Source organism: Micromonospora sp. WMMD967 (assembly GCF_029626165.1).
In the GTDB taxonomy this organism is placed as follows: Bacteria; Actinomycetota; Actinomycetes; order Mycobacteriales; family Micromonosporaceae; genus Micromonospora; species Micromonospora taraxaci.
The window spans coordinates 656484-671471 of sequence record NZ_JARUBK010000001.1; the positions used below are offsets into that span (position 1 = coordinate 656484).

General features: G+C 71.6%; 12 protein-coding genes. 5 read left to right on the forward strand and 7 right to left on the reverse strand.

All coding sequences use genetic code 11. The features are described 5' to 3' along the window. Positions 1–194: 194 nt before the first annotated feature. Positions 195–548: a hypothetical protein gene (locus O7631_RS03175; RefSeq protein ID WP_278142940.1), complete on the forward strand. Its 354-nt coding sequence runs from the start codon at positions 195–197 to the stop codon at positions 546–548. On the opposite strand, the gene O7631_RS03180 is transcribed toward O7631_RS03175, so the two are convergent. From O7631_RS03180 to O7631_RS03200, 5 genes are all read right to left on the reverse strand, one after another. Continuing rightward, positions 493–1902 (reverse strand): class II fumarate hydratase, encoded by a 1410-nt coding sequence (locus O7631_RS03180; protein WP_278142941.1) that lies wholly within the window; start codon positions 1900–1902, stop codon positions 493–495. The genes O7631_RS03175 and O7631_RS03180 overlap by 56 nt on opposite strands. A 35-nt stretch (positions 1903–1937) precedes the next feature. Then, a complete protein-coding gene (locus O7631_RS03185) occupies positions 1938–4916 on the reverse strand; it encodes a BTAD domain-containing putative transcriptional regulator (protein ID WP_278142942.1) in 2979 nt (992 codons plus the stop codon). Positions 4917–5173: 257 nt separating this feature from the next. Continuing rightward, complete coding sequence (locus O7631_RS03190; RefSeq protein ID WP_278142943.1) at positions 5174–6841, reverse strand: fumarate hydratase; 1668 nt, start codon at positions 6839–6841, stop codon at positions 5174–5176. Between the two features lie 123 nt (positions 6842–6964). Further along, complete coding sequence (locus tag O7631_RS03195) at positions 6965–8413, reverse strand: PQQ-binding-like beta-propeller repeat protein (RefSeq protein ID WP_278142944.1); 1449 nt, start codon at positions 8411–8413, stop codon at positions 6965–6967. Between the two features lie 78 nt (positions 8414–8491). Continuing rightward, a complete protein-coding gene (locus tag O7631_RS03200; protein WP_145778644.1) occupies positions 8492–8983 on the reverse strand; it encodes an Lrp/AsnC family transcriptional regulator in 492 nt (163 codons plus the stop codon). Between the two features lie 139 nt (positions 8984–9122). Between O7631_RS03200 and hppD the strand changes: the two genes are divergently transcribed. From hppD to hisC, 4 genes are read left to right on the forward strand one after another with little or no spacing between them, the layout of a single operon-like run. Beyond that, positions 9123–10328, forward strand: coding sequence for a 4-hydroxyphenylpyruvate dioxygenase (gene hppD, locus O7631_RS03205; RefSeq protein WP_278142945.1), 1206 nt, complete (start codon positions 9123–9125; stop codon positions 10326–10328). 11 nt (positions 10329–10339) lie between these two features. After that, a complete protein-coding gene (locus O7631_RS03210; RefSeq protein WP_278142946.1) occupies positions 10340–11047 on the forward strand; it encodes an RDD family protein in 708 nt (235 codons plus the stop codon). 46 nt (positions 11048–11093) lie between these two features. Beyond that, a complete protein-coding gene (locus tag O7631_RS03215) occupies positions 11094–12218 on the forward strand; it encodes an RDD family protein (protein WP_278142948.1) in 1125 nt (374 codons plus the stop codon). After that, positions 12215–13318 carry a histidinol-phosphate transaminase gene (hisC, locus tag O7631_RS03220; protein ID WP_278142949.1) on the forward strand — a complete coding sequence of 368 codons (1104 nt, stop codon included), beginning with the start codon at positions 12215–12217 and terminating at the stop codon, positions 13316–13318. Before O7631_RS03215 ends, hisC begins: the two co-directional genes overlap by 4 nt. A 72-nt stretch (positions 13319–13390) precedes the next feature. Here the strand turns inward: hisC and O7631_RS03225 are convergent, their stop codons facing one another. Together O7631_RS03225 and O7631_RS03230 are read right to left on the reverse strand one after the other, a co-directional pair. Continuing rightward, positions 13391–14383, reverse strand: coding sequence for a hypothetical protein (locus tag O7631_RS03225; protein ID WP_278142950.1), 993 nt, complete (start codon positions 14381–14383; stop codon positions 13391–13393). Between the two features lie 22 nt (positions 14384–14405). Beyond that, positions 14406–14960: a hypothetical protein gene (locus O7631_RS03230; RefSeq protein ID WP_278142951.1), complete on the reverse strand. Its 555-nt coding sequence runs from the start codon at positions 14958–14960 to the stop codon at positions 14406–14408. Positions 14961–14988: the final 28 nt, after the last annotated feature.

The following is a 14988-nucleotide window of genomic DNA, read 5'->3' on the forward strand; positions in this document are numbered from 1 at the left end:
GCGGCGTCGCACGGGACCGCCCGCTCCCCCGTGCCGGGCGGTCCCACCCCACCGACCACGCCGCGTTCTTCGAGATCTTGGACAGTTTCCGTCAGCAGTTGACGGAAACTGTCCAAGATCTCGGCAGTTTGGGCGGCGGGGCGGACGGCAGGGGTGATGTCACAAACGAGTCAGCTCGAAAGGACGGCAACACCATGTCCCGGCCCGCCCTGAACGACCGAACGCCGACGCCCCGTCGACCGCACCTGCCGCTGCGTCCGCTCTGGCTCTGCCGGGTCTGCGCCGCGCCGTGGCCGTGCCCGGTGGCCCGGCTCACCCTCTGCGGGGAGTACGCCCACGACCGGATCGCGTTGAGCGTCTACCTGTGCACGGTCCTGCACGACGCGGCGGCCGACCTGTACCGGCTCAACCCGCACGACGGCCCCGATCCGGCAACGCTCTTCACCCGCTTTCTCGGCTGGGCGGCACCACGCGGTGTCCACGCCGGGCAGGTCAGGGGTGGGTCATCCGAAGCAGGTCCAGCGTCTCGTCCAACTGGGTCTCGGTGAGCTTGCCCGAGTCGACGTGCCCCCGGGAGATGACCACCTCACGGATCGAGGTCTGCTTGGCGAGCGCCTCCTTGGCGATCGACGCGGCCTCGTCGTACCCCAGGTAGCGGTTGAGCGGGGTGACGATCGACGGCGAACCCTCCGCGTACGCCAGGCAGACCTCGGCGTCCGCGACCAGGCCGACCACCAGCCGGTCGGCGAAGAGCCGACTCACCGCGGACAGCAACCGGATCGACTCCAGCAGGTTGCGGCCCATCACGGGGAGCATCACGTTCAGCTCGAAGTCGCCCTGCGAACCGGCGAAGCTCACCGTCGCGTCATTGCCGATCACCTGGGCGCAGACCTGCCGCATCGCCTCCGCGACGACCGGGTTGACCTTGCCCGGCATGATCGACGAACCCGGCTGGAGGTCGGGGATGCGCAGCTCACGGAGGCCGGCGCGAGGGCCGGAACCCATCCACCGGATGTCATTGGCGATCTTGTAGAGGCCGACCGCCAGGGTCCGCAGCTGCCCCGAGGTCTCCACCAGCGCGTCGCGGGCGCCCTGCGCCTCGAAGTGGTTACGCGCCTCGGACAACGGCAACCCGGTCGACTCACGCAGCTTGTCGATCACCGCGGCGGCGAAGCCCAGCGGTGTGTTGATCCCGGTGCCCACGGCGGTGCCACCGAGGGGCAGCTCGGCCAGTCGGGGAAGCGAGCCCTCCAGCCGTTCGACGCCGTAACGGACCTGGGCGGCGTACCCCCCGAACTCCTGGCCCAGGGTTACCGGCGTGGCGTCCATCAGGTGCGTGCGACCGGCCTTGACCACCGTCTCGAACTCCGCAGCCTTGGCCTCCAGGGCAGCGGCGAGGTGGTTCAGCGACGGCAGCAGGTCCTCCACGATGAACTGCGTGGCGGCCAGGTGGATCGAGGACGGGAAGACGTCGTTGCTGGACTGGGAGGCGTTGACGTGGTCGTTCGGGTGCACCGGCGAGCCCAGCTCACGGCTGGCCAGGGTGGCGATCACCTCGTTGGTGTTCATGTTCGACGACGTCCCCGAGCCGGTCTGGAACACGTCGACCGGGAACTGGTCGTCGTAGCCACCGTCCGCGACGTGCGCGGCGGCGGCGGTGATCGCGGCGGCCACGTTCGCGTCGATCACGCCGAGCTCACCGTTGACAGCGGCCGCCGCGCCCTTGATCTGCGCGAGGGCCTTGATCTGGGCCGGCTCGATGCCCCGACCGGAGATCGGGAAGTTCTGCACCGCGCGCTGGGTCTGCGCCCGCCACAACGCCTCGGCCGGCACCTCCACCTCGCCCATGGAGTCACGTTCGATGCGGTAACCGGTCGCCTCTGGAGTCGTCACGCGTACCATCCTGCCGCGCCCGTCGCCGAACCGCAGATGATCCGTCAGCCCAACTCGGCCAGCAGCCGTTCCGCCTCGTGCTGGTCCGGCGACTCGATCTGCCGGAACAGGGCCAGGGCCCGGACCAGATGCTCACGCGCGCCGGCCGGATCGGTCGACGCCAGGCAGCGCGCGATGCCCTCCAACGCCCGGGCCCTCTCGTAACGCGTACTCAGCCTGGTGGTGTCGGCCAGGACGCGGCGGTAGAGGTCCAGCGCACTGGTCGCGTCCCCCTGGTCCAGGATCGCTCGGGCCAGCAGGTTGCGCGAGCCGCACTGGGCAGCGCGGTCCCCCACCTCGGTCATCGCCACGAGCGCCGCCCGGTGCAGATCGGCAGCGCGTTCCGGGCGGCCAGCCTCCCGTTCCATCATCCCGATCTCGTTCAACACCTCGCCCTCACCGAACCGGGCGCCCACCTGTCGCTTGACGCGTAGCGCCACCCTCAGCAGCCGGCTGGCCGGTCCCACGTCGCCCATCCGGTGCCGGATCATCCCGAGGTGCCCGAGCGCGTTACCGATCCGGCGCAGGTCGCCGACCTCGCGGGCGATCCCCAGGTGTCGCCGGGCGGTGCGCAGCGCCTCGTCGGGTCGGCCCCACAGCAGCAGGGTCATCGTCAGGTTGTTGAGTTCGTTCGCCAGCGCGGACTTGTCGCGCATCCGCGTCGCCAGCGCCCGGGCGGCGTCGTAACACTCCCGGGCCTGACGAAACTGGAAGTTGACGGCGTACGAGGTGCCCAGGTTGCCCAGAGTGTTGCGGAACTCGCGGCGCAGGCCGAGCCTGCGGAAGATTTCGAGCGCCCTCTCCATCAACCGGATCGACTCCGGAAAATCCCCCAGCCGGTAGTAGGCCGAGGCGAGATAGTTGAGCATCGTCGCCACGGCGCTGTCGTCACCCAGCTTCTCGGCGGCGCGCAGACCAGCGGAGTGCGTCTCGATCAACTCGTCCAGGCGACCGCCCTCGAACTGGGCGTGCCAGCAGGCCCTCGCCAACTGCCAGCAGTAGCGCAGGAACCCCTCGGTCTCCGCCAGCCGGACCAGGGCGGTCCACAGGGCAAGGTTCTCCTCGAGCCAGGCGTGCCCCTGCTCGGCGACGATCGTGACCAGGTCGGGGCGGATCGGCGCCGCCGCCACTATCAGCGAATGGGCCGAGGAGGGTTCCCTCGTGCGTGCGATCGTCGCGGCCACGTGCAGGTGGTGGTTGAGCAGACGTTCGATGCCGTCCCGCCGCTCGACCGCCCGCTCCGGCTCGGCCACCAGGGTTCGCGCGTACTCGCGGACCAGGTCGTGCAGCCGGTACCGGCCCAGTTCCGCCTCCTCGACCAGGTGCGCGTCGACCAACTCGTCCAGCAGGTCCTGCGCATCGGTCAGAGGCAACTCGGCGAGGACGGCGGCGACCGAGTTGTCGAACCGTACCCCCGGGTGCAGACCCAGCAGTCGGAACGCACGCTGCGCCGCCGGCGACACCTGGGCGTACGACAGGGCGAACGCGCGCCCGACGGACCGCTCGCCCGCTTCGAACTCGGCCAACGGATCAGGTCGGGTGCTCAGCCGCTCGGCCAGGTCGGCGATGCGCCAACGGGGGCGGTGCGCCAGCCGGGCACCCGCCAGCCGAATGGCGAGGGGCAGGTGCCCGCAGCGGCGGACGACCTCGGCGGCCGCGTCCGGCTCGGCCGCCACCCGGTCCACACCGACCACGTGCCCCAGCAGCTCGACGGCCTCGTCGGTGTCGAGCACGGGCAGCGACGACGGCCGTCCCTCGTCCACACCGACCAGTCGACGACGGCTGGTGATCAGGATCAGGCACTGCGAACCGTTGGGTAGCAGCGGGATCACCTGGTCGGCGGTCGCCGCGTTGTCCAACAACAGCAACGCCCGGCGGCCCGCCAGCTCGCTGCGCCAGAGCGCCAGCCTGTCGTCCTGGGTGGTCGGCACCCTCTCGGCAGGCACACCGATCTGCCGCAACAGCGTTGCCACCGCAGCGCTCGGCGTCAACGGGGTGCGCTCGCTGTGCCCGTGCAGGTCGATGTAGAGCTGGGCGTCCGGGTAGTCGGCGGCGAGGGCGGTGGCGACGTGCACCGCCAGAGTCGTCTTGCCACTGCCGGCCATGCCGTCGATCAGCTGGATCCGCGCTCCGGCCTCCACGTCCTTGATCAGACGAGCCAGGGTTTGTTGCCGGCCGGTGAAGTCGCCGATCGCCCTGGGCAGTGAGCGGACCGACGGGACCGACCGAGTCTCTCGGCCGGTCAGTGCCAGGTCACCGGCGAGCACCCGCTGGTGCAGCTCCTGCAACTCGGCGCCCGGTTCGATGCCCAGCTCGTCGGCGTAGAACCGCCGGCCCTCCCGGTAGACGGCGAGCGCGTCGGCCTGCCGCCCGACCGACGACAGTGCCAGCATGAGCTGGCCTCGCAGGCGCTCCCGCAACGGATGCCTGTCGACGCTCTCGGTCAACTCCTCGATCAGCTCCGTGGCCTGACCGAGGCGCAACTCGACGTCGACGCACTCCTCCAGTGCGGTGAGGCGCTGCTCGTCCAACGCCTGTGCGCGACGGCGGACGCTGCTGCTCGGGATGCCGCCGAGCGCCGGCCCTCGCCACTGCGCCAGAGCGGCGCGGAACTCCGTACGCGCCTCGACCAGGCGACCGGCCGCGACGGAGGTGCGGGCCGCCTCCACGCCCCGGGCGAAGACCTCGGCGTCCAGGTCGTCCGGCGCGGTACGCACGCCGTACCCCGCCGGGTCGGTGATGATGAGGTCCGACGCCAGCCCCAGCTCGACGAACCGGCGGCGCAATCGTGAGACGCAGGTCTGCAACTGGGCCCGGGCGGTGGCCGGCGGGTTGTCCTCCCAGACCGCGTCCACCAGATCCTCGACGGGCACCAGCCGACCGGAGCGCAGCAGCAGCATGGCGAGCACGATCCGGTCGCGACCCGCGGTGACGGTGGACTCGCCACCGCCGACCCGCAGGGGCCCCAGGATCCCGAACCGCATCTGCTCCCCCGCATCACCGCCGCAACTTCCAGCAGAGTAGTCCGGCGGTCACAGATCGCCGCAGCCAGGCGATAGTGATCTGAGAGCGGATCGACAGCGGTGCGCAGAAGACTCACTCCGGGTTGTCGGTGACGACATCCGACGGGGGCGGTGCGCCCGTCCCACCCCGGCGGGGCGGGCGTACCGATGTCGGTAGTGCACGGACGACAGAGGGGCGCCGGGCGAGTTCGCCCGGCGCCCCTTCGCGTACGTGTCGGTCAGTGGCGACCGATGGTGAGCACCGGCTTGGTGACCTCGGCGAAGAAGTCGTTGCCCTTGTCGTCGACCACGATGAAGGCCGGGAAGTCCTCCACCTCGATCTTCCAGACCGCCTCCATGCCCAGCTCCGCGTATTCGAGGACCTCGACGTGCTTGATGCAGTCCTGGGCGAGGCGGGCGGCGGGGCCACCGATCGAGCCGAGGTAGAAACCGCCGTGCTGCTGGCAGGAGCGGGTCACCTGACCGGAGCGGTTGCCCTTGGCCAGCATCACCTGGGAGCCACCGGCGGCCTGGAACTTCTCCACGTAGGCGTCCATCCGGCCGGCGGTGGTCGGGCCGAAGGAGCCGGAAGCGTACCCCTCGGGGGTCTTCGCCGGGCCGGCGTAGTAGACCGCGTGGTCGCGCAGGTACTGCGGCATCGGCTCGCCGGCGTCCAACCGCTCTGCGATCTTGGCGTGGGCGATGTCCCGGGCCACCACGAGCGGGCCGGACAGGGACAGCCGGGTCTTCACCGGGTACTTGGACAGCTCGGCGCGGATCTCGTCCATCGGCCGGTTGAGGTCGACCCGTACGACCATCTCGGCGTCCAGCGAGTCGTCGGTGACGTCCGGCAGGAAACGCGCCGGGTCGGTTTCGAGGCGCTCCAGCCACACGCCCGACGGGGTGATCTTGGCGACCGCCTGCCGGTCCGCCGAACAGGAGACGGCGATCGCCACCGGGCAGGACGCGCCGTGCCGGGGCAACCGGACCACCCGCACGTCGTGGCAGAAGTACCGGCCGCCGAACTGGGCGCCGATGCCGAAGTTGCGGGTCAGCTCCAGCACCTCCGCCTCCAGCTCCAGGTCACGGAAGCCGTGTGCGCTCATCGAGCCGGAGGTGGGCAGCGCGTCGAGGTACTTGGCGCTGGCGTACTTCGCGGTCTTCAGGGCGTACTCGGCGGAGGTGCCGCCGATGACGATGGCCAGGTGGTACGGCGGGCAGGCGGCGGTGCCGATCAGCCGCAGCTTCTCCTCCAGGAACTGCATCATCCGCGTCGGGTTGAGCAGCGCCTTGGTCTCCTGGTAGAGGTACGACTTGTTGGCCGAGCCGCCGCCCTTGGCCATGAACAGGAACTTGTACGCGTCCGGGTGCCCGTCCGGGTCCTCCGCGTACAGCTCCACCTGGGCCGGCAGGTTGCTGCCGGTGTTCCGCTCGTCCCACATGGTGAGCGGGGCGAGCTGGGAGTAGCGCAGGTTGAGCTTGGTGTACGCCTGGTAGACGCCCCGGGAGATGGCTTCGGCGTCGGCCCCGTCGGTCAGCACGTGCCGGCCGCGCTTGCCCATCACGATCGCGGTGCCGGTGTCCTGGCACATCGGCAAGACCCCACCGGCGGCGATGTTGGCGTTGCGGAGCAGGTCCAACGCGACGAACCGGTCGTTCGGCGAGGCCGCCGGGTCGTCGATGATCGCCCGGAGCTGGGCCAGGTGCGCGGGGCGCAGGAAGTGCGCGATGTCGTGCATCGCCTCGGCGGTCAGCGCGGTGAGCGCGGCCGGCTCCACGGTCAGGAACCGGCGGCCTCCCGGGCCGTGTACGACGTCCACACCCTCGTCGGTGACCAGGCGATAGTCCGTCTGGTCCGGGCCGGTCGGCAGCAGAGGGGCGTACGAGAATGCGGCGGCACTGCTCATGAGCGGCAAGCCTAGGGCAGACCGGTCGATCACTCCCACCCGCCGGGCGCGTCCTGGGACGCCGCTCTCATCCGCCGCGTGTCGGGCGCCCAGCCGTCGCGCCGAGGAGCAGGTGAATCCCGCTCAGCCGTCCTTGCCGCCCTCCGGCTCCGGGCACAGTTCACCCTTCGGCCCGCAGTCGCCGTTGTTCGACCCGCCGGGCCCGGAGCCGGGTCCGGGACCACCCGGGCGGGGATTCCCACCGTCGCCGGGCGGTCTGGCGGGCGAGCCCCCGGTCGCGCCGAACCGGACGTACCCGATCTCCCGGCCCTCCCCGACGATCATGCCCTGCGAGCCGACCGCGAGGGCGTTCGCCGAGGTGCGCAGGGCGGCCAACTCCCGGCCGCTGCGCGGGTCGACGGCGACCAGCCGGGACGGCTTCTCGTCGGCGACCACCGCCGCGTACGGGGTGAGCGCGGCAGCGGCCTTGCCACCGGCGGGGCGCGTCCAGAGCACCTTGTCGGTGCCCAGCTCACTGGCGATCACCGAGCGCTTGTCGGCAGCCCGGAACACGGCCACACGGTCGTCCACGGCGATCAACTTGGTGCCCGACTCACCGACCCAGAGCAGCCGTCCGTCGTACCCGTCGATGACCGCTTCGCGGCCGTCCGGGCCCACACCGATCAGCACGTTCCGCGCGCCCTGCGGGTCCTCCCGCTGGACGCAACCGGCGGAGTCGGCGGTACGCAGGTTGACCCCGGCCCGCTGCCAGGCCTCCTGGCCGGTCGCCGGGTCCCGGGCGGAGATGGCGAAGTAGCAGGCGCCGTCCTGCGAGCGGGCCGCGATCCGCAGCATCCGGCCGCCGACCACCGACAGCCGCTCGTCGCGGGCGGGCTCGACGTTCTGCAACACCCGACCGGTGGCGGTGTCGACCACGTGCACCCGTCCGTCCACCGGGAAGCCGAGCAGCGGCGGGGCGGCCTCCGCACCGGCCACCCCGTCGTCGATCCGGGTGGAGGTGAGCCGTCGGGTGCCGCGCAGGCCGGGGTTGTCGGCGAGCAGGCCGCTGTGCACCCCGGGCAGGAACGCTGTCCAGAGTGGCGCGGTGCCGCGCGGGTCCCAGGCGCTCAGGGTGCAGTCGGTCGCGTCGGTGCAGCGGGCGTCGAGGAGCAGGTTGCGGTACGTCCACACGGCCACCGCGTCGTCGTCGCGTCGCCGGGTCGCGCCGGTGGCCGGGTCGAGCAGCTCGTACCCCTTGACCAGCAGTTTGCCCACGGCGACGACCGCGTCCCGGTCACCGCCGGCCACCGCCGACCAGTCCGCCTTGCGTTCCCAGAGCTGGGTGCCGGTGGCCAGGCTGCGCGCCTCGACCCGGGTGCGCTGCTCGACCACTACGGCGTCGCCGGCGATGGTCACGCTGCGCGGAGTGCCGCCGACCCGTTGCTGCCACACCACGTCGGGCTCGGAGATGGGTTCGCTGCGGTCCACCCACTCCCAGAGGCCGGGGAAGGGGTTCCACACGCCGGTCGCGGCGAGGGCGACGACCACGGCGAGGCCGAGCAGCAGCCCACCGCGCACGCTCCCCTTCGCCACCCGCACACCGTAGCCACGATCGCGGATCTTCCGTACGCCCACGCCGCCGTGTCGCCACGCTTTTTGGGCGCACAGGTGTTAGAGCGCCCTAACGGCGCTGCGCACCAGCGGCAGGGTGCGATAGGGGATCTGCTCGGCCAGCGCGATGATCGTCGACGCGCGGGTGATGCCGGCGGACGAGACGATCTGGTCGATGACCCGTTGCAGGTCGGTGTTGGAGCGGGCCACGATCCGGCAGAGCAGGTCACTGGAGCCGGTGATGGTGTGCGCCTCCAGCACCTCCGGGATCGCGGCGAGGTGGGCGGTGACGGGGTCGTGGCCGTGCCGCTGGCTGATTTCGAGGGTGACGAAGCTGGTCACGCCGAACCCGATCGCGGCCGGTGCGATCTCGGGGCCGAAGCCCTCGATGACCCGTCGCTCCACCAGTTTGTCGAGCCGGGCCTGCACGGTGCCGCGGGCGACCCCGAGCCGCCGGGAACACTCCAACACCCCGATCCGCGGCTCCTCGGCGAGCAGTTCGATCAAGCGCACGTCGAGCGCGTCGAGCTGTACATTCTGCTCACCATTCATGGGTGCAGACCATACCGAATGCGCAACCTGACCAGCACTTCCGTCGACAGTTGCCCAGCCGGTGCCGGGCCAGCGATCCTCGCCACAAGAACCGACAACGGCGGCCCACGAGGCCGGCCGGTACGCGAGGGAGCCCACCATGACCCAGGCGATCGACCGACCCCAGTCGACCGAGGACGTCGACGTCGACCGGCTCGTCGGCGCTGTCGACCACGACATCAGCCACGACCCGTTCCCGGTCCGGGGCCTCGACCACGTGCACTTCCTGGTCGGCAACGCCAAGCAGGCCGCCCACTACTACTCCACCGCGTTCGGCATGACCTGCGTGGCGTACCGCGGCCCGGAGCAGGGCTACCGCGACCACGCCCAGTACGTGCTGACCAGCGGCTCGGCCCGCTTCGTGCTGACCGGCGCGGTGCGCCCGGACGCCGACGGCACCGAGCACGTCGCGAAGCACAGCGACGGGGTCAGCGACATCGCGCTGGAGGTCCCGGACGTGGACGCCGCGTACGCGCACGCCATCGCGCAGGGCGCCGCCAGCGTCGTCGAGCCGCACGAGGTGACTGACGAGCACGGCACGGTCCGGATGGCCGCCATCGCCGCGTACGGCGACACCCGGCACACCCTGGTCGACCGGTCCCGCTACACCGGGCCGTTCCTGCCCGGCTTCGTGGCCCGCGGCCCGATCGTGGACCGCCAGCCGATGATCGCCGCCGGCATCCAGCCGAAGCGCTTCTTCCAGGCCGTCGACCACGTGGTCGGCAACGTGGAGCTGGGCCGGATGGACGAGTGGGTCGAGTTCTACAAGCGGGTGATGGGCTTCTCCAACATGGCGGAGTTCGTCGGCGACGACATCGCCACCGACTACTCGGCCCTGATGAGCAAGGTCGTCGCGAACGGCACCCGCAAGGTGAAGTTCCCGCTCAACGAGCCGGCGATCGCCCGCAAGAAGTCGCAGATCGACGAGTACCTGGAGTTCTACCAGGGCCCGGGCGCGCAGCACATCGCCGTCGCCACCAACGACATCCTGGCCAGCGTCGACGCGATGCGCGCCGCCGGCGTGGAGTTCCTGGACACCCCGGACTCGTACTACGACGACCCGGAGCTGCGCGAGCGCATCGGCAAGGTCCGTGTGCCAATCGAGGAGCTGAAGGCCCGCAAGATCCTGGTCGACCGGGACGAGGACGGCTACCTGCTCCAGATCTTCACCAAGCCGGTGCAGGACCGCCCCACCGTCTTCTTCGAGCTGATCGAGCGGCACGGCTCGCTGGGCTTCGGCAAGGGCAACTTCAAGGCGCTGTTCCAGGCGATCGAGCGTGAGCAGGAAGCCCGCGGCAACCTGTAACACTTGCGAGCGTGACGCAGCCTCCGTCGTACCCGACGCCGCCGGTCGGTGGGCCTCAGCCCGCCGCCGGCGGCTTCGTGCCGCCGCCCGGACCACACCCCCAGGGGTACGCCGCGCCGCCGCAGTACGCCCCACCCGGGTACGCCCCACCGCAGTGGTACGCCGGGCCGACCGGCCCGCCACCGCCTCCGCTGAGCCCGAGCGGTCAGCCGCTGGCCGGCTTCGGCGACCGGTTCCTGGCCTGGCTGATCGACACGGCGTTGGCGACGGCCGTCCTGTTGGTGCTGTTCATGCCGGTCTTCTTCGTCCTCTGGTGGCGGATGGTCACCGAGCTGAACCAGACCAACCCGGACGGCACCCTGGTGGAACCCGACCCGGGCACCTTCTTCGTCGAGTTCTTCCTGCCGCTCCTGCTGCTCCAGCTCGCGCTCTTCGTGCTGATGCTCGGGCTCTACTGGCTCTACCACGTCGAGTACCTCAAGCGCGACGGTCAGACGCTCGGCAAGAAGATCATGAAACTGCGCGTGGTGCCGCTCGACCCGTCCCGGACGCTGGACCGGGGGATGGCCGGCCGGCGGTGGCTGGTGCAGCATCTGGGCGCTTCACTGGTCCCGGGGTTGAGCTACGCCGACGGGTTGTGGCAGCTCTGGGACAAGCCGTGGCAGCAGTGCCTCCACGACAAGTTCGCGGGAACCCTCGTCGTTAAGGTGTCCACGTGAGCGAGCGGAGCGAGCGAACCAGCAGGCGGCGAAGCGGAGTGACGGCGTGAGCGTGCAACCCGGCTGGTACGTCGACCCCGCCGACACCGAGACCCGACGCTACTGGGACGGCGAGGGTTGGCTCGGCGCGCCCATTCCCGTCGACGCCACCCCGCCGGACGGTCCTCCGCCGGTCGAGCCGGTCACCCCGGCCGCGACGCCGACCTCCGGCCCGGCCGCCCCCGGCACCGAAGCCGTCGCGCCGGGCGGGACGCCGCACCAGGGCCCACCCCCGGGGTACGGCCCACAGTCGGGCTACGGCCCACCACCGGCGCAGGGCCCCGGCTACGGCCACCCACCGGCGCAGGGCCCCGGTTACGGCCACCCACCGGCGCAGGGCCCCGGTTACGGCCACCCACCGGCGCAGGGCCCCGGTTACGGCCCACCGCAAGCACAGGGCCCGGGCTGGGGGCCACAGTCCGGCCCGCCCGGCTGGGGTCCGCAGGGCGGTCCGCCCGGTTGGGCACCTCCGGGCGGCCAACCCGGCTGGGTGCCGCCGGCTGGTCACCCCGGCTGGCACGGACGACCGCCCGAGCCGAGGCCGCACGGCCACCGGCTGGCCGGCTACGGTCGCCGATTCACCGCCCGGCTGATCGACTTCGGTCTCATTCTCGCACTGAACGTGCTGGTCAACGGCTGGTTCGTCTGGCGCTGGGCGCAGGAGTGGGCACCGTACTGGCAGGAGTTCTTCCGGCGCGCCGCGCGCGGCGACACGTCCGCCGAGGGTCTGCCGGTGCCCGGCGAGCAGGCCGGTTCGCTTCTCGTGGTGATCCTGCTGATCGCCACCGCGCTGTGGCTGGCGTACGAAGTGCCCTCCATGGCCTCCGGTGGGCAGACCTTCGGCAAGCGGGTGATGCGGATCCGGGCGGTGCCGATGGCCGCCGACCAGCCGCTGGGCTTCGGCCGGGCACTGAGCCGGTGGAGCACGCTGGGCCTGCCGACCCTGCTCTGGTACTGCGCCGGGATCGGCCTGGTGCTGCAACTTGTCGACTCCCTCTCTCCGCTCTTCGACCACCCCCTGCGTCAGGCGCTGCACGACAAGCGCGCGCAGACCGTGGTCGTCGAGGTTCCTTACCGCCCCGGTCCCGCCCCCTCGGACGACCGCAACCAGCCCTCGGGAGACACCCCATGACCGACTCCGGACGTCACCAGCCGGCCCTGCGGCTGACCCGCGCCGACCTGGAAGCGTTGCCCAACTACGTGCCGGGGCGCAGCCCCGCCGACCTGGCTCGCGAGCTGGGCCTTCCGGAGGCCGTCAAGCTGGCCAGCAACGAGGTTCCGTACGGGCCGCTGCCGGGTGTGGTGGAGGCGGTCACCGAGGCGATCACTGCCTCCCACCGCTACCCGGACATGGGCGTGGTCGCGCTGCGGGAGGCGCTGGCCGAGCGGTACGGCGTGGACGCCGACCGGATCGCCACCGGCTGCGGGTCGGTGGCGCTCGCCGAGCACCTGGTCCGGGCGACCTGCCTGCCCGGGGACGAGGTGCTCTACTCGTGGCGGTCCTTCGAGGCGTACCCGATCATCGCGGCGACCAGTGGTGCGACAAGCGTGCGGGTGCCCAACGACGCCGGGCACGGGCACGACCTGGCGGCGATGGCCGCGGCCGTGACCGACCGCACCCGGATGATCCTGGTCTGCAACCCGAACAACCCCACGGGCACCGCCGTACGCCGGGCGGAGCTGGACGCGTTCCTGGACGCGGTGCCGGACGACGTGCTGGTGGTGATCGACGAGGCGTACCGGGAGTTCGTCACCGACGCGGAGGTGCCGGACGGCCTCGACTACGTGGACCGGCCGAACGTGGCGGTGCTGCGCACCCTGTCGAAGGCGTGGGGGCTGGCGGGGCTGCGAATCGGCTGGCTGGTCGCCCAGCCGGTGGTGGCTGCCGCGATCCGCAAGGTGACCACCCCGTTCTCCACCAGCACGGCCGCCCAGGCCGGGGCGCTCGCCGCGTTGGCTCAGGCTGCCGAGATGGAGCGCCGGTGCGCCCTGGTCATCGCCGAGCGGGACCGGGTCACCGAGGCGCTGCGCAAGTTCCTGCCCGACGTGCCGACGAGCCAGGCCAACTTCGTCTGGCTGCCGCTGACCGACCGTTCGGTGGCGTTCGGTAAGGCGTGCGAGGCGCGTGGCGTGATCGTGCGGCCGTTCGTCGGCGACGGCGTCCGGGTCACCATCGGCACCCCGGCGGAGAACGACGCTTTCCTGGCGGCTGCGGAGGCGGCACTCGGCTGAGCGGTCGGCCCGGCCCGCCGCAGTGGGCGGGCCGGGCGACCTGACACGTGGACCTGTAGTGCTCGCGGCGGCTCAGCTCAGCCGCGCGGCCCGCAGTGGCGTCTGCCGGCGGCGGCGCACCACGAGCAGCAGACCGGCCAGGAGCAGCAGGCCGACGGCGAGCGAACCACCGACGATCATCGACAGGTCGTCGAGTCCGAAGGTGCTGGCCGGCTCACCCGGCTCCGGGAAGGTGATCGTGGCGCTCGCGGTCTCCTTGACCAACCCGCTGGTCAGGGTGAGGTCCGCACGCCACGGCCCGTTGGGCAGTTTCGGGGGTAGGGCAATGGTGACCGACCCGGACTGCGCCGGGCCCAGGGTGGTCCCGTCGACCACCTCGAACGGGCCCGCCCGAACTCCCGCCGGCCCCTCGGCCAACGAGAGCGCGCCGGTCAGGTCCAACGCCCGGCCGCCGGTGTTGCGCACGGCGACGGCCAGGGTGGCCTGCCCCTCGACGGTCCGCCCGGCGGTGAAGTCGCCGATGGCGAAGCTGGACGGTGGCTCACCGCCGGCACCCACGTCGAGGTAGACACGGATGCCCACCCGGTGCACCTGGGTGACGTTGCCGCCGTCCTTCGGGCCGGACGTGACCGCGGCCCAGATCACCGCGTACCGTTCGCCGGCCGACGCCTTCTTCGGGACCCGGATCGTCGCCGTCAGCTCGGACTCCTCGCCAGGCCCGAGGGCGACGGTGGAGCGGTCCAGCGACGTCCAGGAGACCAGCTCGTTGGCGTTGCGGCCCTCACCGAACCGGAACTGCCCGCCGTCCACAGTCGCGGAGGCCGGGTACAGCTCCAGGCGGTACCAGCTGTCGGAGCGGTTGACCACCTTGAGCTGGCGGCTGATCGTGCTGCCGGGGGCGAGGTGGTCGATGATGTAGGTGTGGGCGCGCGGGTCCGCCCGCCGGTCGACCGGCGCTTCGAGCAACTGGATGCCGAGCCTGTCCCGCTCCGGACCGGGCGCGGCTGCCCCGGCGGGTGCCGGGGCAGCCGGGGTGGCGGCGAGCAGCGCGGCCAACGCCGTCACCGCCAGACGAAGCCCGAACCGGTCAGGCCACCGAATGTGTCACCGTCCCGGTGTAGAGGCCGACGACGGCCGACGCGGGGATGTTGACGTTCAGCGTCGGCGACCAGGCGACGCTGTTGATGCCGGTGCCGCCGGTGTGGGTGAAGGCGACGATCGGGTTGACGGTGTCCAACGGCTGGGCGTTGGCCGAAGTCAGCTGGCCGGGCGTGAAGGTGCCGTTGCCCTCCTGCTCCGCGCCCGGGCCGGACCAGTAGTCGATCTGGCTGGCCAGGATCCGCTCGCTGGGGCTGCCGCCGCCGGTCTCGAAGTGGGTCGAGGTGACAGTGGCTGTCCACGACGCGTCCGGGGCGCCACGCTGGTCGGTCACCCGCACGGTGCCGATCGAGCCGCTGAGCACCGTGCCGGGCAGTCCACTGCCGAGGCTCGCCGTCTCGGGGGCGGTGATGTCGAGGCCGGCACCGACCACGTTGAACGTGACGACGGTGCTGTCGGTGGGCGCGGCGGCCGCGGGGGTGGTCAGCGCGAGGCCCGCCCCGACGGCTACGGCGGCGCAGGCCACCACACGAAGAGAGCGCATAGACTTCCTCACTTCCAGTTGGGTAACG